Annotated in this window: 19 protein-coding genes; 9 read left to right on the top strand and 10 right to left on the bottom strand. The window is 68.1% G+C overall.

The features are described from left to right. Window position 1: 1 nt before the first annotated feature. The 3 genes from ACZ6DT_RS03525 to ACZ6DT_RS03515 all read left to right on the top strand — a co-directional run bounded on the left by ACZ6DT_RS03525 (window position 2) and on the right by ACZ6DT_RS03515 (window position 3,538). A complete protein-coding gene (locus ACZ6DT_RS03525; RefSeq protein WP_465587981.1) occupies window positions 2-1,309 on the top strand; it encodes a serine/threonine-protein kinase in 1,308 nt (435 codons plus the stop codon). Beyond that, a complete protein-coding gene (gene pknB, locus ACZ6DT_RS03520; RefSeq protein ID WP_465587978.1) occupies window positions 1,306-3,276 on the top strand; it encodes a Stk1 family PASTA domain-containing Ser/Thr kinase in 1,971 nt (656 codons plus the stop codon). Before ACZ6DT_RS03525 ends, pknB begins: the two co-directional genes overlap by 4 nt. Window positions 3,277-3,349: 73 nt before the next feature. Further along, the gene (locus ACZ6DT_RS03515) at window positions 3,350-3,538 is read left to right on the top strand and encodes a type II toxin-antitoxin system Phd/YefM family antitoxin (protein ID WP_465587975.1); all 189 of its coding nucleotides are present in this window, start codon (window positions 3,350-3,352) and stop codon (window positions 3,536-3,538) included. Between the two features lie 7 nt (window positions 3,539-3,545). Here ACZ6DT_RS03515 and ACZ6DT_RS03510 read toward each other — a convergent pair whose 3' ends face one another. From ACZ6DT_RS03510 to ACZ6DT_RS03500, 3 genes are read right to left on the bottom strand one after another with little or no spacing between them, the layout of a single operon-like run. Next, window positions 3,546-4,190, bottom strand: coding sequence for a hypothetical protein (locus ACZ6DT_RS03510; protein ID WP_465587972.1), 645 nt, complete (start codon window positions 4,188-4,190; stop codon window positions 3,546-3,548). Beyond that, window positions 4,178-4,984: an ATP-binding cassette domain-containing protein gene (locus ACZ6DT_RS03505; RefSeq protein WP_465587970.1), complete on the bottom strand. Its 807-nt coding sequence runs from the start codon at window positions 4,982-4,984 to the stop codon at window positions 4,178-4,180. The genes ACZ6DT_RS03510 and ACZ6DT_RS03505 overlap by 13 nt, the downstream gene beginning before the upstream one ends. Continuing rightward, window positions 4,981-5,625 carry an aminodeoxychorismate/anthranilate synthase component II gene (locus tag ACZ6DT_RS03500; protein WP_465587968.1) on the bottom strand — a complete coding sequence of 215 codons (645 nt, stop codon included), beginning with the start codon at window positions 5,623-5,625 and terminating at the stop codon, window positions 4,981-4,983. Before ACZ6DT_RS03500 ends, ACZ6DT_RS03505 begins: the two co-directional genes overlap by 4 nt. Window positions 5,626-5,736: 111 nt before the next feature. On the opposite strand from ACZ6DT_RS03500, the gene ACZ6DT_RS03495 reads away from it, so the two are divergent. Continuing rightward, a complete protein-coding gene (locus ACZ6DT_RS03495) occupies window positions 5,737-7,065 on the top strand; it encodes a ferredoxin--NADP reductase domain-containing protein (protein WP_465588824.1) in 1,329 nt (442 codons plus the stop codon). A 65-nt stretch (window positions 7,066-7,130) separates the two neighbouring features. Here the strand turns inward: ACZ6DT_RS03495 and ACZ6DT_RS03490 are convergent, their stop codons facing one another. Continuing rightward, a complete protein-coding gene (locus ACZ6DT_RS03490) occupies window positions 7,131-7,784 on the bottom strand; it encodes a response regulator (protein ID WP_465587965.1) in 654 nt (217 codons plus the stop codon). After that, window positions 7,724-9,574 (bottom strand): sensor histidine kinase, encoded by a 1,851-nt coding sequence (locus tag ACZ6DT_RS03485; protein ID WP_465587962.1) that lies wholly within the window; start codon window positions 9,572-9,574, stop codon window positions 7,724-7,726. Before ACZ6DT_RS03485 ends, ACZ6DT_RS03490 begins: the two co-directional genes overlap by 61 nt. A gap of 132 nt (window positions 9,575-9,706) precedes the next feature. On the opposite strand from ACZ6DT_RS03485, the gene ACZ6DT_RS03480 reads away from it, so the two are divergent. The 3 genes from ACZ6DT_RS03480 (at window position 9,707) to ACZ6DT_RS03470 (ending at window position 11,670) form a co-directional block, all read left to right on the top strand. After that, window positions 9,707-10,417, top strand: a complete 711-nt coding sequence (locus ACZ6DT_RS03480) for an ABC transporter ATP-binding protein (RefSeq protein ID WP_465587960.1) — start codon at window positions 9,707-9,709, stop codon at window positions 10,415-10,417. A gap of 15 nt (window positions 10,418-10,432) precedes the next feature. Beyond that, window positions 10,433-11,167 (top strand): ABC transporter permease, encoded by a 735-nt coding sequence (locus tag ACZ6DT_RS03475; protein WP_465587957.1) that lies wholly within the window; start codon window positions 10,433-10,435, stop codon window positions 11,165-11,167. 110 nt (window positions 11,168-11,277) lie between these two features. Next, complete coding sequence (locus ACZ6DT_RS03470; protein ID WP_465587954.1) at window positions 11,278-11,670, top strand: SCO5389 family protein; 393 nt, start codon at window positions 11,278-11,280, stop codon at window positions 11,668-11,670. Between the two features lie 41 nt (window positions 11,671-11,711). On the opposite strand, the gene ACZ6DT_RS03465 is transcribed toward ACZ6DT_RS03470, so the two are convergent. Genes ACZ6DT_RS03465 through ACZ6DT_RS03455 form a run of 3 tightly spaced genes read right to left on the bottom strand, consistent with a single transcriptional unit; the run spans window position 11,712 to window position 13,767 of the window. Beyond that, window positions 11,712-12,713 carry an LLM class flavin-dependent oxidoreductase gene (locus tag ACZ6DT_RS03465; RefSeq protein WP_465587951.1) on the bottom strand — a complete coding sequence of 334 codons (1,002 nt, stop codon included), beginning with the start codon at window positions 12,711-12,713 and terminating at the stop codon, window positions 11,712-11,714. Further along, window positions 12,686-12,841 (bottom strand): hypothetical protein, encoded by a 156-nt coding sequence (locus ACZ6DT_RS03460; RefSeq protein ID WP_125781595.1) that lies wholly within the window; start codon window positions 12,839-12,841, stop codon window positions 12,686-12,688. Before ACZ6DT_RS03460 ends, ACZ6DT_RS03465 begins: the two co-directional genes overlap by 28 nt. Continuing rightward, on the bottom strand, window positions 12,841-13,767 hold the full coding sequence (locus ACZ6DT_RS03455) for a class E sortase (protein ID WP_465587949.1): 927 nt from the start codon (window positions 13,765-13,767) through the stop codon (window positions 12,841-12,843). The genes ACZ6DT_RS03460 and ACZ6DT_RS03455 overlap by 1 nt, the downstream gene beginning before the upstream one ends. Before the next feature lie 390 nt (window positions 13,768-14,157). Between ACZ6DT_RS03455 and crgA the strand changes: the two genes are divergently transcribed. Further along, window positions 14,158-14,424: a cell division protein CrgA gene (gene crgA / locus ACZ6DT_RS03450; RefSeq protein ID WP_465588821.1), complete on the top strand. Its 267-nt coding sequence runs from the start codon at window positions 14,158-14,160 to the stop codon at window positions 14,422-14,424. A 118-nt stretch (window positions 14,425-14,542) separates the two neighbouring features. Beyond that, window positions 14,543-14,920, top strand: a complete 378-nt coding sequence (locus tag ACZ6DT_RS03445) for a PH domain-containing protein (protein ID WP_465587946.1) — start codon at window positions 14,543-14,545, stop codon at window positions 14,918-14,920. Here ACZ6DT_RS03445 and ACZ6DT_RS03440 read toward each other — a convergent pair. Both ACZ6DT_RS03440 and ACZ6DT_RS03435 read right to left on the bottom strand, forming a co-directional pair. Beyond that, entirely contained in the window at window positions 14,905-15,393 is a 489-nt protein-coding gene (locus ACZ6DT_RS03440; protein WP_465587944.1) for a hypothetical protein, read from the bottom strand. The two genes, ACZ6DT_RS03445 and ACZ6DT_RS03440, sit on opposite strands and share 16 nt — an antisense overlap. A gap of 101 nt (window positions 15,394-15,494) precedes the next feature. Next, window positions 15,495-16,457 carry a rhomboid family intramembrane serine protease gene (locus ACZ6DT_RS03435; protein ID WP_465587942.1) on the bottom strand — a complete coding sequence of 321 codons (963 nt, stop codon included), beginning with the start codon at window positions 16,455-16,457 and terminating at the stop codon, window positions 15,495-15,497. Window positions 16,458-16,485 lie beyond the last annotated feature (28 nt).

Below are 16,485 nucleotides of genomic sequence, written 5' to 3'. Positions count from 1 at the left end.
GATGCTGTCCTCGGGTCAGCTGCTGGCCGACCGGTACAAGCTGACGAACCGGATCGCCGTCGGCGGGATGGGCGAGGTCTGGCAGGCCAGTGACACGCGGCTGGACCGGACGGTCGCGGTCAAGATCCTCAAGGCGGAGCTGTCCGGCGACGCGGAGTTCCTGCACCGGTTCCGGACCGAGGCGCGGATGACGGCGTCGTTGAACCACCCCGGCATCGCCGCCGTGCACGACTACGGCGAGACGGTCGCCGACGAACTGTCGATCGCGTATCTGGTGATGGAGCTGGTCGAAGGCGATCCGCTGGCCGCCATCATCACCCGCGAAGGGCGCCTGAACGCCGAGCGTACTTTGGACATTCTCGAGCAGGCCGGTAACGCACTGCAGGCCGCGCACGAAACGGGTCTTGTGCACCGCGACGTCAAACCGGGCAACATCATGGTCACCCCGGCCGGCCAGGTGAAGATCACCGACTTCGGGGTCGCCAAGGCCGCCGACGCCGCGCCGGTGACCAGGTCCGGCATGGTCATGGGCACCGCGCACTACATCGCCCCCGAACAGGCTCTCGGGCACAACGCCGAACCGGCGAGCGACGTCTACTCGCTGGCCGTCTGCGGCTACGAATGCCTCACCGGGCACCGGCCGTTCCTTTCGGAGAACGCGGTGACCGTCGCGATGATGCACATCCGCGACCTCCCGCCGCCGCTGCCGCCGGACGTGCCGCCGGGCGCCCGCGCGGTCATCGAGGCGACCATGATCAAGGATCCGAGACAGCGGTACAACAGCGGTGGCGAGTTCGCGGCCGCGGTGGCCGCGGTCCGCGCCGGGCTTCCGCTGCCGACACCGTCGGGGCTGGTCAACGTGGCCTACTCGGCCGGCCAGCCGGTACTGCCGCAGCAGGTTCCGCCCGGCCCGCATTCACCGCCGAACCCGATGGCGGCGGTCGGACCGGCGTCGCATCCCGGGATGCACCCGGTCACCGGCCCGCCGCCGATGGCGGTCCGCCGCCTGCCCGGCAGACGGACGCAATGGGGTTGGTGGGTGCTGCTCGCGGTGATCCTGATCGCACTACTGGTGGCAGGGGCCTTCCTCATCGTGAGACTGGTCGGTTCGGGCAACGGACCGCGGTCGGGCGGCGTGGAAACGAGTGAACAAGCACCGGCTCCGGGTAAGAAGTCTGAAGGTCCTCCGCCGACATCCGCCTACCCCGCGGTGCCGACGGAGGGCGGCACCGAGGAGCCGGCCGGACAGGCGAATCCAGGAATGATGAGCAGCAAACCTTGGACGGAATGGAACGGCACGCAGAGATGAGCACACCAAGACTGCTCAGCAACCGCTACGAGCTGGGCGACACGCTCGGCTACGGAGGCATGTCCGAGGTCCATCACGGCCACGACGTGCGCCTGGGCCGGGAGGTGGCGATCAAGATCCTGCGTGCCGACCTGGCGCGGGATCCCCAGTTCCAAGAACGTTTCCGTCGCGAGGCACAGAACGCGGCGGCACTGAACCACCCGGCGATCGTCGCCGTCTACGACACCGGCGAGACGAACACCGAGTTCGGCCCGCTGCCCTACATCGTCATGGAGTTCGTCGAAGGACGGACTCTGCGGGACATCGTGAAGACCGAAGGCCCGATGTCGCAGAAGCGGGCGATGGAGGTCATGGCCGACGTCTGCGCGGCGCTGGACTTCTCGCACCGGCACGGCATCGTGCACCGCGACGTCAAACCGGCGAACGTGATGATCACGAAGAACGGCGCCGTCAAGGTGATGGACTTCGGCATCGCGCGCGCCATGCACGACGGGCAGTCCGCGATGACGCAGACCGCCGCGGTGATCGGCACGGCGCAGTACCTCTCGCCGGAGCAGGCGCGCGGTGAGTCCGTCGACGCGCGTTCCGACGTCTACGCCGCCGGCTGTGTGCTGTACGAACTCGTCACCGGCGAGCCGCCCTTCACCGGCGACTCCCCGGTCGCGGTGGCGTACCAGCACGTCCGGGAAGACCCGAACCCGCCTTCGTCGGTGAACCCGGCCGTGGCGCCCGAGCTCGACGCCGTCGTGCTCAAGGCGCTCGCGAAGGGTCCCGCGAACCGCTACCAGTCGTCGGCGGAGATGCGTTCGGACCTGGTCCGCACGCTGTCCGGCCAGCGGCCGTCCGCGCCGATGGTGATGTCGGAGGACGAGCGCACCCAGGTCATGGACTCCGACCGCCGGGTGCCGCAGCGCTACGACCAGTATGAGGACGAGGACGAAGACCCGGCCGCGAAGAAGAAACGCCGTGCCTGGCTCATCGCCGGTCTCGTGGTCTCGCTGGCGGCGGTGGTGCTGCTGATCATGTGGCTCTCCAGCGCGTTCAACGGCTCCGACGCGGAGAGCAAGGCGATTCCGAAGGTGACGGGCCAATCCGAGGCCTCGGCGAAGGACACACTCCGCGGGGTGGGATTCGGCTCGTTCGAGCCCACCAAGAGGATCCCGTGCACCGGCGAGTCCGTGAACGGGCAGCCCGCCTGCGACGAGAACCTGATCGACAAGGTCATCGCGATCAGCCCGGCCGAGGGCCAGGTGACGCCGACCTCGGACAAGATCACGCTGACCGTCGGCGCGAAGCCGGAGAAGGTCAAGACGCCGGACCTCAAGGGCAAGAGCGTGGCCGAGGCCACGGCGGCGCTGACCGAAGCCGGTCTGAAGGTCGGCGCGACCACCGAGCAACAGACCGAAGACCCGAACGAGGCCGGCAAGGTCATCTCGCAGAACCCCGCTCCGCAGGCCGACGTCGACCAGGGTTCGAAGGTCGACATCACGGTCGGCAAGTCCAAGGAACTGAAGACGGTCCCGAACTACAAGGGCAAGACCCAGGCCGAGGCCGAAGCCGGGTTGAAGGCGGCCGGGTTCACCCCGTCGGTCAACAACGTGAGCTCCGAACAGCCCAAGGGCACGGTGATCGACCAGACCCCGAACGGCGGCAAGCTGGCCGTCGGCAGTGTGGTCAAGCTGTCCGTGTCGGACGGCAGCCAAGAGACCTTCGAGATGCCGAACCTGAAGGGCATGACAGACGACCAGGCGACCCGGCAGTTGCAGCAGCTGGGCTGGTCAGGTCAGCTGGACACGCAAGCCGACAAGAACGGCGACCGTGACCAGGCGGGCAAGGTCAGCAAGACCAACCCGCAGGCCGGTGCGAAGATCGCGAAGAACGCGCCGATCACGCTGTTCATCGTCGAGAACGACGAGACGCCGACGTCGAGTTCACGGAGTGGCCTCCCAGGCCTACCAGGTAACTGAGCTGAAAAGGGCCCCGCACGGTTTCGTGCGGGGCCCTTTTCATGTCACGAAACCGGGTCGCTACTTTTCGAGCATGGTCCGGCAGATCACTCAACGCGAGCTGTGCGACGACATGCCGAACATCATGCGTGCCGTCGAAGAAGGGGACAGCTTTGTTCTCACCCGCAACGGCACGCCTGTCGCGGACATCGTTCCGCACAGCCAGAAGCCGACCTTCGTTCCGTTAGGCGAGCTGATCGAGCTTCTCGAAGTGGAGCAGTGACGCGGCATCAGGCGTTGCGGCGGAGCAGGTATCCGACGGCCGTCGCGCTCAGCAGCAAGGCGGCGACCGCCGCCACCACGGCGACCGCGAACGGACCGGCCAGTGGTTCCTGTGCGGTCAGGGCGCGCAGCAGCGGATACGCCAGCGGCAGCCATTTCACCAGGAGCACGGCCGCGAGCGCGAAGATCGCCGCCAGTACCGACCAGCCGACACGCGGGACCAGCAGCCGCGAACAAGGCAGGCCGATCGCGATCCCGAACAGCGCGCACAACGCGTGCGCCGCGGCGCCGAGGGCGAGGGTGCCGATCGGGAAGCCGCCGGACCGGATGCCCGACCACGCCAGTGTCACGACGATCAGCACGGCGGCGCAGCCGAACACGGCCAGTGTGGCGCCGGCGAGGACCGATCGCCAGCGTCGGGCGTGGCTGAAGGTCACGAGCCGCTGGACCGGGTCTTCGACGTCCAGCATCGCGATGGTCAGCCAGCACGAGACCACCAGGAGTGAACCCGCGCTGATCCCGTACTGCGGCAGCAGTGGCGACTTCGGATCCGTGTAGAGCACCGTGTTGACCGCGAGGTAGGCGAGGATCGCGGGGAGGTAGCGCTGGGAATGCCCGAGCAGCGCGAGGTAGTAGCGGGTCATCGCGAGCACGGCGCCACCTCCCGGACCGAGAACCCGCGGTTGAGCGCGCGCAGCAGGACGGCGTCCGTGTGGCCGGCTTCGACCGTCAGGACGACCTTCTCGCCCTCGGTCTGGGCCTGGCTGACGCCGGGTTCCGAAGACCAGTCGCCGCGGGGTCCGCGGAGGACGATCCTTGTCGCGTTTTCGGCTCTCGTTTCGACGTGGGTCAGCGAGCCGGCGTCCATCCAGTAGACGTCGTCGGCGTGGGCGTGCACGACGGCCGCGCGGTGGTCGGTGAAGACCACGCTCGCGCCCCGATCCTTGGTCTCGGCGACGAGTTCGCCGAGCACCGCGTGGGCTTCGACGTCGAGGCCGGACCAGGGCTCGTCGAGAATCAGCAGTTCCGGCTCGGCCAAGACGGCTTGGGCGAGGCCGACCTTCTGGGCATTGCCCTTCGACAAGGTCCGCAGAGGCGCGTCCGGCCCGCCGACCAGCGCCAGCCTGTCCAGCAAGGGATCGATCGCCGACAAGTCGACAAGGCCGTCGATACGGGCCATATGCCGCAGATACGCCCTGGCGCTCATCCGCTGGCTGGCCGGGAAGCGGTCGGGCAGGTAGCCGACGCGCGGGCTGCCCACGACGGCTCCCGAGGTCTGGCGGGAAAGGGCCGCGAGGACTCTGAGCAGCGTCGACTTCCCCGAGCCGTTCGAGCCGAGAACGCCGACGACGCGGCCCGTCGGGACGTCGAGGTCGACGTCGACGAGCACGGGTTCACCGCGGCCGTAGCTCTTCCCGACTTTTTCGAGCCGGATCAGCGAGGTCACGCAGCAGCGGCCTTCTGCAGCGCGCGGGTCGCCTGTTCGAGTTCGTTGACCGTGGCTTCGGGAACCGGATGCCCCGCGGACGCCATCCAGTTCGCCAGCATCCGGTGCCCGCCCTGGGTGAGCACGGACTCGGGGTGGAATTGGACGCCCTCGAGCGGCAGGTCGCGGTGCCGCATGCCCATCACGACCCCGGATTCGGTGCGGCCTGTGATCTCGAACACGGCGTCGTCGATGGTTTCGGGCAAAACGGTCAGCGAGTGGTACCGCGTGGCGGTGAATTCCGCGGGGAGCCCGGCAAGGACCCCTTCGCCCGAATGGTGGACTTGACTGGTCTTGCCGTGCAGCAGTTCCGGGGCTCGATCGACGGTGGCGCCGAAGACCACACCCAGCGCCTGATGGCCGAGGCAGACGCCGAGCATCGGGATCTGTTCCTCGGCGCATTCGCGGACGACGTCCATGCTCTGACCAGCACGTTCCGGGGTTCCAGGGCCGGGAGAGACGAGCACCGCGTCGAACTCGGCGAGCTTGTCGATCTCCACCACGTCGTTACGCCAGACGGTGCAGTCGGCGCCGAGCTGGGCCAGATACTGGACCAGGTTGTAGACAAAACTGTCGTAGTTGTCGACGACGAGCACGCGCATGGCTCCAGCTTAGCGGCTCCCACCAGGTGGACCGTACGCCAGATCACAATGATTGTTAGGGCTACCTAACTTACCGTGGTAGGAGTGAGCCGTTCTCTTCGTGTAGCCATCGTGGGTGCCGGTCCGGCCGGTATCTACGCGGCCGACCTGCTCGACAAGTCCTCCGACAGTGCTGGATCTGTAACGATCGACCTGTTCGAGCGCATGCCGGCGCCGTTCGGGCTGATCCGGTACGGCGTCGCGCCCGACCATCCCCGGATCAAGGGCATCGTCACCGCCCTGCACAAGGTCCTCGACAAGCCGAACGTCCGCCTGCTGGGCAACGTCGACTACGGAACCGACCTCAAACTCGACGACCTGCGCCAGTTCTACGACGCGGTGATCTTCTCGACCGGCGCCATGGCCGACCGCGCGCTGGACATCCCCGGGATCGATCTCGACGGCAGCTACGGCGCCGCGGACTTCGTTTCCTGGTACGACGGGCACCCGGACGTGCCGCGCACCTGGCCGCTGAACGCGACGTCGGTCGCCGTCCTCGGCGTCGGGAACGTGGCGCTCGACGTCGCGCGGATCCTCGCGAAGACCGCGGACGAGCTGCTCAGCACCGACATTCCGGACAACGTCTACCAGGGACTGAAGGCCAGTCCGGTCACCGACGTGCACGTGTTCGGCCGTCGCGGTCCAGCACAGGCGAAGTTCACGCCGCTGGAGTTGCGCGAGCTGGACCACTCGCCGAACGTCGAGGTCATCGTCTACCCCGAGGACATCGAGTTCGACGAGGGCAGCATCGCCGCGCTGCGGGCCTCGAAACAGGTGGACATGGTCGTGAAGACGCTGCAGGAGTGGGCGATCCGCGACCAGGGCGACCGGCCGAAGCGGCTGCACCTGCACTTCCTGCACTCGCCCTCGGAGGTCCTCGGCGAGGACGGGCGCGTGGTCGGGCTGCGGACCGAGCGCACCGAACTGACCGGTGACGGCAACGTGCGCGGCACCGGCGAGTTCCACGACTGGGACGTCCAGGCCGTTTACCGCGCGGTGGGCTACCTGTCGTCGCATCTGCCGGAAATCCCGTTCGACCACACCACCGGGACCGTGCCGAACCAGGCGGGCCGGGTGCTGGACATCGACGAGGACCAGGTGCCGGGCGTCTACGTGACCGGCTGGATCAAACGCGGCCCGGTCGGCCTCATCGGCCACACCAAGGGTGACGCGGCCGAAACGATCGCGAGCCTGCTGGCCGACGCCGACGACCTGGCGGCCCCGGCCGTGGACGACCCCGACGCGATCCTCGGTTTCCTGACCGAACGCGGCGTTCCCTTCACCACCTGGGAAGGCTGGGGCAAGCTCGACGCCCACGAGAAGTCCCTCGGTGTCCCGCACGGCCGGGAACGCGTGAAGGTCGTGGAGCGCGAAGAGATGACCCGGATCTCGCGAAACTGAAAACTGCGCGTGAAGGCCCCCTTCCCTCGGCTGAGTCGAGGGAAGGGGGCCTTCACGCGCTTTGGTCAGGAGCCGAGGTACGCCAGAACCGCCAGGACCCGGCGGTTCGTGTCGTCCGAAGCGACGATGCCGAGTTTCGCGAAGATGTTCGCGGTGTGCTTCCCCACCGCCCCTTCGCTGAAGTGCAGCCGTCCGGCGATGGCGGCGTTGGAGCAGCCTTCGGCCATCAAGCCGAGCACCTCGCGTTCGCGTGGGGTCAGCGCGGAAAGGGGGTCGGAGGCGTTGCCGGCCACCAGTTTCGCGATCACCTCGGGGTCCATCGCGGTTCCGCCGCCCGCCACGCGCCGTACCGCGTCGATGAACTGGTCGGCGTTGAAGACCCGGTCCTTCAACAGGTAGCCGATCGCGCCGGCGCCGTCGGCCAGCAGTTCCCGCGCGTAGAGTTGCTCGACGTGTTGTGACAGCACGAGAATCGGCAGTCCGGGGATGTCGCGCCGTACCGCCAGGGAGACCTGGAGGCCCTCGTCGGTGAGCGTCGGCGGCATCCGGACGTCGACGACCGAAACGTCCGGCCGGTGGGTACGCAACGCGTGCTCCAGTTCCGGCCCGGTCCCGACCGCCTCGACGACGTCGAAGCCGTGCGCGGTCAGCAAATGCGTCAAGCCGTCTCGGAGGAGGTACTGGTCCTCGGCGACAACGCATCGGGGTCGAGCTGGCACGGGAGCTCCATGGTCGCCTTCGTCGGCCCGCCGAGCGGGCTGGTCAGGGCAAACGTACCGTCGAACGCGCCCAGCCTGCGTTCGATCCCGCGAATCCCGCTCCCCCGTGCCGCGTTCGCTCCGCCCTTGCCGTCGTCGGTCACCTCGATCCGCAGCAGACCGTCGTCGTAACCGAGTTCGATCGACACTCGCCGCGCCTCGCCATGCTTCGCCGCGTTGCCCAGCAACTCGCTGACCGCGAAGTACGCGCACGCCTCCGCGGGTTGCTCCAGCCGGGGCAGGACGCCGTTCACCGAAGCCCGCAGCGGACTGTCCAGTGCCATCGCCCGCACCGCGTCACCGAGACCACGTTCGGACAACACCGGCGGGTGAACTCCGCGCACCAGCAGCCGCAACTCGGTCAGCGTCTCGGACGACGTCTGCCGGAGTTCGGCGGTCAGCCGTTTCGCCGCGACCGGATCGCTGTCGATCAGCGCTTCGACCGCGCCCAGCTTCATCCCCATCGCGACCAGCCGCGACTGGACCCCGTCGTGCAGGTCCCGTTCGATACGCCGCAGCTCGGCGGCCTGCGCGACCGACGCGTCCGTCCGCGTCTGCTTCAGCCGTTCGACGCGCTGCGCCAGCCGCGAAGCCTCCGTCGGCCCCAGCAGCAGCTTCGCGAAGCGTGCTCCTTGACGGGCGAGCCACGGCGTCGCGATCAGTCCCGCGACGAAGGCCGCCACCGCGACCGGAGTGAGCGCGAGCGCTTGCCCGTGAGTGGTCGCCTCGGGCAAGCCGACCATCGAGAACCAGTGCGTGGTCGACCACGAGGTGCCTGCCCACTGGCCGATCGGCCGCCAGACCCACAACGCCAGCACGCCCCAGAAGCCGGAGAACACCAGTGTCGCGGTCGGCACCACCATCAGCAGCAGCACCACGGAGTTGACCACCGCGGCCGCCATGTCGCGCCAGGTCGCGCGGTCGGATATCGCCCAGCGCCAGCGCGCCAGCCGCGCCGGCCACCACGGCGTGTCGTACAGCTGCCGTCCGTGCTGGTACATCCCGTCCGCGCGCGGGACGGGGAACGGCGGCTCCGGCAGGTACGGACGGTCGATCCGCACGCCGGTCCAGTTCTTGGCCTCGCGGCGCAGGGTGTCGGTCACCGTACGACCGGCGACGACCAGCGTCGGGAACAGCGGCGACGGCCAGATCAGGCCGAGCAGCGTCGGGATCACCATCCCGAGCTGTGCGGCCGAAAGAGCGAACAGGCCCAGCTGGAACCCCAGCGCCTTCAACCTCGCCTTGACCCAGCCGTCCCTGTCGCGGGCCGGACGTGGTCCGAGCCACCAGCGCGTCCATTTGCCGTACACCCGCAGCGCACGCGGCCCGGACAACAGGACCGCGGGCACCAGCAGCAAGCCCGCGAGCGGATTCCACAGCTGCCAGCCGAGATCGCGGCCGGTCGCCGGATCGTCGGAGATCCACTCGAACCGTTTGGTCCACCGGATGAACCACGACCGCTTGAACAGGCTGTTCCCTTCGCGATACCAGCCGTCGCGCTCGCGTTCCGGCTCCGGCGGCGCCGGCCGATAGGGCGGCTCGACCTCGAGCCCGCACCAGCGCCCGGACAGTCGCCGGGTGAGCGCGGCGCGCGGACGCGTCCCTTCGAGCGCCAGTGTGTAGGCGAAGACCAGCCCGAGACAGAGCAGGCAGAAACCCACCAGTTCGAGCAGCAGGTCCAGCCAGCTCACCAGCGCCAAGGCCGCGAGCACGAAGCCCCGGCGCACTGAGGTGAGGTAGGTGCGGATCATGCCACGAAGTCTTCCCCACCGGCCCGGCCTCCACAGTGAACGCAGGGCCCCGGTCAGGGTGGGTCCAGCCCCACCCCAGGTGTGGGTTCAGCGCCATTCTGGCGAAGTTCCTTGCGCCATAACGTTTTTCGCATGCCACTCATCGAAGTCACCAACCTCCGCAAGACGTACGGGGAGCACGTCGCGGTCGACGACGTTTCGTTCCACGTGGAACAGGGCGAGATCTTCGGGATCCTCGGGACCAACGGCGCGGGCAAGACCACCACCGTCGAATGCCTCCAGGGCCTGCGGAAGCCGGACTCCGGCACGATGTCGGTCCTCGGCCTCGACCCTGGCAAGGACCACAGTGCCCTCCGGCAGCGCCTCGGCTCGCAGCTCCAGGAGAGCCGCTTGCCGGACAAGATCAAGGTCCACGAAGCGCTCGACCTCTACGCCTCCTTCTACGCGAACCCCGCCGACACCGGTGGCCTGCTCGCGAAACTCGGTCTCACCGAGCAGCGGGACAAGTACTTCGGCGAGCTTTCCGGCGGGCAGAAGCAGCGCGTCTCGATCGCGCTCGCGCTGGTCGGCCGCCCCGAGGTCGCCGTCCTCGACGAGCTGACCACCGGACTGGACCCGCACGCCCGCCGCGACACCTGGAAGCTCGTCGAGACCGTGCGCGACTCCGGCGTCACCGTCCTTCTCGTCACGCACTTCATGGACGAGGCCGAACGCCTTTGCGACCGCCTCGCGATCTTCGACGCCGGACGCGTAGTCGCCACCGGTACCCCCGGCGAGCTCCGTGACCGCGCCGGTAAATCCACTTTGGACGAAGCCTTCGTGACCCTGACCGGCCGCGACTGATTCAGGAGACGAGAAATGAACACGCTCGCCAAGATCACCCTCACCGAAACGAAAATCGCCCTCCGCACGCCGGGATTCGTCATCGGCGGGCTTGTCCTGCCGACGGCCATCACGGCCGTGCTCGGGGTGATCCCCGGCATTCGCGCGGAGAGCGCAACAACGTCGGGCATGCGCTTCCTCGACGCCTGGGTGCCATCGATGATCGTGCTCACCATGGCCATGATGGGCCTGCAGGCGATCCCCGGCATCATCGCGTCCTACCGCGAACAGGGCATCCTCCGCCGCTTCGCCACCACCCCGGTACACCCGGTCCAACTGCTGGTGGCACAGCTGATCATCAACGTCACCGTGACGATCGGCGGGGTCGGCATCCTCCTCGTGACGGCGGGCATCGTCTTCGACGTCCCCAGCCCGCGTCACCCACTCGGCTTCCTGCTGACGTTCGTCCTCGGCACGATCGCGATCTTCGGCCTCGGCCTGATCGCCGCGGCGGTCGCCAAGACCAGCCGCGCCGCGGGAGGGATCGCGATGATCGCCTACATCCCGATCATGTTCCTCGGCGGCGTCTGGCTGCCGCGCCCGTTGCTTCCGGAGGTCATCCGGGACATCGGCGCGTACATCCCCCCGGGCGTGAAAGCCCTCGAAGACGCCTGGACCGGCACCGGCGCCCAGCCGCTGCAACTCGCCGTACTGGCGGCTTTCGCGGTGGGCAGTTGTGTCGTGGCGGCGAAGCTCTTTCGCTGGGAGTGACGGCGGCTTCCGCCAAAGTGGTGATGATGATCGTTTTCTCTTGTGGCTTGGCCCGCGGGTGAGTAGTCAGGAAGACGGCCCACGTTCACTGTGTCTCTCTCGGAGGTCCGATGTCTCTGGATGTATCGCCCGCGCTGCTGGAGAAGGCCGAGCGCGGGGAGGTCTCCGACGCCGAATTCGTCGCCTGTGTCCGGGAATCCCTGCCATATGCCTGGACCGTGATCACCGGTGTCATCGCGGAGGCCGAGGGCGCGGCCGACGGGTTCGCCGACAACGAGACGCCGCCGCCGAGCGAGGCCGAACGCGGTCAGCTGCTGCGGGCGCTGGCCTCGGACTCCATCCGCGGTGGCCTGGAACGGCACTTCGGCGTCAAGCTGGCGTTCCAGAACTGCCACCGGGTCGCCGCGTTCAAACCGTCCCGAGTGGACAGTGACCGCTACCGCGCGTTCGTCTCGGTGCGCGGCCAGTTGCTGAACCAGAGCCCGGAACTGCGTGACTGCTGAGACCTAGCACGGCCCGAAGCGCGCTTTCCCGCTGAGGGCCCTCAGCGCAGCGCGGGCAGCACTTCGACGCCGATCCGCGCGATGTTCTCGAGTGTTCCCTCCGGCGTACCGGACGCTTCCACCATCATGATCACGTGGGAGACGCCGGTACGCCGGATGCTCGTTCCCAGCCGGTCGACGCAGTACCCCACTCCGCCGATCGGGTGCGTCTCGCACAGCTTGTCGGTGTAGGACACCGGATCCTTGTCCAGTCCCCGCTTACCGTCGAGGTACACGTGCCCGGCGAACCCCTCCTTCAGGGAACCCGGCAACGCGGACCGCACGACGTCCAGCGCGTCGTCCCCGACCTGGCACAGCACCGTCGAGATGTGCTCGGCGGCGGAATCCCCGTAAGCGGCAAGGGTTTCGATCTTGCCGTCGTCGTCGGTGTGCAGCCCGAGCAACATCGGCAGCCCGCGGTCGGCGGCGAGCCGGACCGCGCGTGAGCCGGCGTCCCCGCAGGCCACGACCACGCGCGGAGCCCGTTCCGGCCGCGGCACCATCGGCACTTCACGGAATCTGAAGTGGTCGCCGTCGGCCGAGACCGTCTTCGACGTCATCGCCGCGAGCAACAGGTCGAGGCTCTCTTCGAAGCCCGTTTCATAGCGGGACGCGCCGGTGCCGAAGACCTCGAGGTCCTGCCATGGCCCGCCTCGGCCGACGCCGATCCGCAGCCGTCCACCGGAAACCGCGTCGAGCAGCGACCACTGTTCGGCGAGCGCCACCGGATGCGCGATGGACAGCACGCTCACCGCGGTGCCGACCGCGATCCGCTCGGTGCGGCCGAGTACGTGCGCGGCGAGGGTGATCGCGGACGGGCAGGCGCCGTACGGCGTGAAGTGGTGCTCGGCGAACCACACGTCGTCGAATCCGGCCCGCTCGGCGGCGATGGCGGCGTCGACCGACCGGCGCAGGACATCGGCGTCCTCCTGCCCGGGAAACCGCCCGGAGACGAGGAAGACACCGAACCGCACGCCTACTGGACGCTCACTTCGTTGAACCACAGGCGCGGTTCCAGCCACGGGAAGACGACGAACATCAACAGCGCCACGACCCCGAGGGCCAGTACGACCGCCGTCGCGAGCTTCACCGCGAAGGGGCCCGGCAGCTTGCGCCAGATCCAGCCGTACATCAGCGCGCCTCCGAGATCTTGGGCAGGAGTTCGGCGTAGGAGCCGACCTGGTTCTTCGGTACCTGCTGGGCCAGTACCGCGTGGATGATGAGCCGTTCCTTCGCCGAGAACTTCGGGTGACACGTGGTCAGCGTGAGCAGCGAGACCTGCTCGGCCTTCGGCAGGATCTCCGGGTCCTTGTACGGCACCGGGTTCACCGTTTCGCCCTTGGTGGGGAACACGATGCGGCGGCCGTTGGTCTCGCCGTAGGCGCCGCCGTCGACGGCTTTCGGGTCACGCAGCGTCCCGACGTTCTTGCACTTCGGGTCGGCGCCCTTGCCCGCCGCCCAGCCCTCGACCTCGTCCTTGTAGGGCAGCACCTTGTAGACGTAGAAGTCGGTCTGGGTCTCGATGATGATCTGGTCGCACGAGCCGAGGTTGTCCAGGTCGTTGAACGGCGCGCCCTTGCCGACCCGGTGACCGGCGATGGCGAAGTTGCCCGGCTCGCCCGGCAGCGCCGTGCCCTTGTAGTGGCCGGGGCCGACTTCGAGCGCGGCCTCGGTGGTGCCTTCCTGGATGGTGAAGTTGAAGTCGGCGCCGAACACCGGGATGTGGATCCTGGCGAACGCCTTACCGTCGACCAGGTCGGGGTGCAGTTGCCGGTCCTTCGACCAGTCGCCGTCCAGTTCCGAACTCGCCTCGGACTGCTTGCCCGCGGAGAAGAGGTCGGTCACGTAGACCTCGTAGACCATGAACAGCAGCACCACCAGACCGGCGGTGATGAGCAGTTCGCCCACGGTCCGGATGGCGGCGCCGCCCTTGCCCAGTTCACGCGGCGGCGGGCGTTCCTCGGTCGTGGTGCCCCCGCCGACCGGTTCGAAGATGACGGTCTCCTCGGTCGACCCCGGCGGTGGCGCGGGACGGCGACGCGGTGGGGGCCCGTCCATCGGCCGGCGCGGTGGCGGCCCCTCTGATGGCCTCCGGCGCGGCGTCGGCGCCTCTCCAGGGGCGCGCCGCGGCGGCACTGCGCCGTCCGGTCCACGCCGGGGGGCCGGACGGCCTCCGCCAGGGGGTCGTTCGGAGTACCGCCGTCGGTCCCCGCCCGGCTCTTCCCGCTCAGCCACTACGCAAGCTCCTCAGTCTCGAACCAAGCCGCAGTGCCGAACCAGCACAGTGTCGAACCGTGTGTGACACCATTGTCACAGTGCGGGAAATCGACCGGTCCCGGACGGTGCCCAGCGGCGCTCGTTTACGTTAACGTGTGCACGTGGCGCTGGTTGCGCACCCGAAAGCGGGTCATCGCCACCAGGGAAGCCGAACAGTACGCGAGGAACACGATGCCGAAGTCCAAGGTCCGCAAGAAGACGGCGTACACCCCGCCGACCGATCGCCGCACGCCGGTGAAGGTCAAGGCCGCGGGCCCGTCGAACCTGTTCTACAAGATCGTGATGTTCGGTCTCATGCTGGTCGGCCTGATGTGGCTGGTCGTGAACTACATCGCGGGCGACAAAATCCCCTTCATGGCCGAGCTGGGCAACATGAACTTCGCCATCGGTTTCGTGCTGATGATCGCCGGGCTGCTCATGACGATGCGGTGGCGGTGAACATTACCCCGGATGGCGGCTTGACGCCGAATTACACCGGTGTGACTCATCCCCACTGTGGATAACCCCTGTGGATAACTACCCCACCTCGTGGGCGCCGCAGCGGAACGTTGTGGTAGTGGCCTGGGTGATCACCCTGTCGCTGCTGGCAGGCGCACTGTGGCTGGCCGTCGGCGGCGACGTCGGCGGCACCGTGCTGACGGCGATGGCCATGCTCTCCACGGGCGCGCTCGCGCTGCACGGCACCCTGCTCCGTCCTCGATTGGCCGCCGGTTCCGAGGGAATCCTGGCCAGAACCCTCGGTGGCGCGCACCACTACTCCTGGTCCGAAGCCCGGCTCCGGCTGCGCACGACGCGACGGCTCGGCCGGGACAGTCTGACCCTCGAGGTCGAATCCGGCGAACACCTGCTGGTGTTCGGCCGGATCGACCTCGGCGAGGACCCCAGGGACGTCATGGACGCCCTCACCGCTCTCAAGGGTCAGGCGTTGTCGTAGTAGTGGACGTCGCCGTTCGGGCCGTGTGACCACCCCGGAACGGCCGGTCCGACCGCGGGCGGCGCGTACTCCCCGAAGATCTCGTACGGCGAGGCCGGCGAGCAGATCGGGTTGATCTTGACGACGCACGTCCGCAGCGAACCGCTGAACTTCGCCTTGACGTGGCGGGGCCGCTGGTCTTCCACCACGGCCGGACCGGCGGTGATCTCCCAGCCGCTGGCCGCACCCGGCCCGGTGGTGCCGACGGTCTGCGTCGCCACCGCCGACGTTACGCCGGGATCCCCGAAGCAGATTTTCAACGCCGCGTCGACATAGGCGACACGCAACGTGATCGTGCTGCCCGACCCGAGGAAATAGCGTTTGGTGTAGGTCTGACAGGTCTCGGCGGCCTGATCGGCCTGCGCGACCGCCGGTGCCATTGCCGCAGCCATCACGGCGACGGCGGCGAGAGCTGCCGCTTTCCGGATCTTCATCTCAACCCCCAAAGTCGATGTCGATGATCAACCTGAAGGTACCCGACCTCGTTGCTTCTCCACCGAGTAAACACATAACCCACTTGGGGGAACAAGGACTACTACCGGTAGCAAAGGTAGGCCGTCTGGCCCTGGAACGAGGTGAATTCGCAGTACGCGGCGGACACGGTCTGCACGTCCTTCCAGACGATGAGCCCGACCATCGCCACGACGACGATCGCCATCCCGCCGAGCTGCCAGCCGAGCCGATTCTTTTCCGGGGCGTACAACAGGGCGAACGTCGCCAGCAGACCGGCGACGAAACCACCCGCGTGCGCGAGGACCGAGATACCCGGCACCTGGAAGGTGATGAAGACGTTCAGCCCGAGGATGACCAGCAGCCAGGTCGGGTTGAGCCTGAGCTTGATGACGATGACCGTGTACGCGCCGATCAGCCCGAAGATGGCGCCGGAGGCCCCGACCACCGGGGCCGCGTCGAGATCCGTGAAGACCAGGTTCGCGGCCGAGCCGCCGAGCATCGACACGAAGTAGAGCGCCGTGAACGGCACGCGGCCGAGCGCGGTCTCCAGCGGGCGGCCCACGAACCACAGCGAGAAGGCGTTGCTCGCGATGTGCAGCAGGCCGAAGTGCAGGAAGCCCGAGGTGAAGACGCGCCACCACTCGTTGTTCGCGAGCGTCGGCGGGTTCGCCAGCTCACCGAACTGGAAGAGCTCGGAGAAGTTGTTGTCCGCGATGCTGCCGGACTGGGCGACGGTGATGAAGAAGATGATGACGTTGAGCGCCAGGAGCACCGGCGTGACGACAGCCGTGCGGACCGGCTGGGCACCGGCGAGGGTGGTCGCGCCGTAGCCGGCGTCGCGGTACTGCTTCTGCTGGACACGGTCCTGCTGGCGACCTGCCTGGACGCAGTCGGTGCAGTGGAAGCCGACGGCGGCTTCACGCAGGCAATCCGGGCAGGCCGGACGCTCGCAGCGTGAACAGCTCAGCCCGGTCGGCCGGTTCGGATGCCACCAGCAGCCGGGCATGGCGGCCTGCTGGTACTGGGGATTCGGTGGTTGGCTCACGATGCCACCAACCTACCGAAATCCCCCG

Source organism: Amycolatopsis sp. NPDC041971, from assembly GCF_055588925.1.
This window is presented reverse-complemented; position numbering and strand designations above follow the sequence as displayed.

Bases quoted from the DNA above. Each gene is read 5' to 3' on its own strand.
- ACZ6DT_RS03470 (WP_465587954.1), top strand. From the start codon at position 11,278: ATGTCTCTGGATGTATCGCCCGCGCTGCTGGAGAAGGCCGAGCGCGGG.
- ACZ6DT_RS03525 (WP_465587981.1), top strand. From the start codon at position 2: ATGCTGTCCTCGGGTCAGCTGCTGGCCGACCGGTACAAGCTGACGAAC.
- ACZ6DT_RS03455 (WP_465587949.1), bottom strand. From the start codon at position 13,767: ATGGACGGGCCCCCACCGCGTCGCCGTCCCGCGCCACCGCCGGGGTCG.
- ACZ6DT_RS03460 (WP_125781595.1), bottom strand. From the start codon at position 12,841: ATGTACGGCTGGATCTGGCGCAAGCTGCCGGGCCCCTTCGCGGTGAAG.
- ACZ6DT_RS03485 (WP_465587962.1), bottom strand. From the start codon at position 9,574: ATGATCCGCACCTACCTCACCTCAGTGCGCCGGGGCTTCGTGCTCGCG.
- ACZ6DT_RS03500 (WP_465587968.1), bottom strand. From the start codon at position 5,625: ATGCGCGTGCTCGTCGTCGACAACTACGACAGTTTTGTCTACAACCTG.
- pknB (WP_465587978.1), top strand. From the start codon at position 1,306: ATGAGCACACCAAGACTGCTCAGCAACCGCTACGAGCTGGGCGACACG.
- ACZ6DT_RS03475 (WP_465587957.1), top strand. From the start codon at position 10,433: ATGAACACGCTCGCCAAGATCACCCTCACCGAAACGAAAATCGCCCTC.
- ACZ6DT_RS03440 (WP_465587944.1), bottom strand. From the start codon at position 15,393: ATGAAGATCCGGAAAGCGGCAGCTCTCGCCGCCGTCGCCGTGATGGCT.
- ACZ6DT_RS03480 (WP_465587960.1), top strand. From the start codon at position 9,707: ATGCCACTCATCGAAGTCACCAACCTCCGCAAGACGTACGGGGAGCAC.
- ACZ6DT_RS03515 (WP_465587975.1), top strand. From the start codon at position 3,350: ATGGTCCGGCAGATCACTCAACGCGAGCTGTGCGACGACATGCCGAAC.
- crgA (WP_465588821.1), top strand. From the start codon at position 14,158: ATGCCGAAGTCCAAGGTCCGCAAGAAGACGGCGTACACCCCGCCGACC.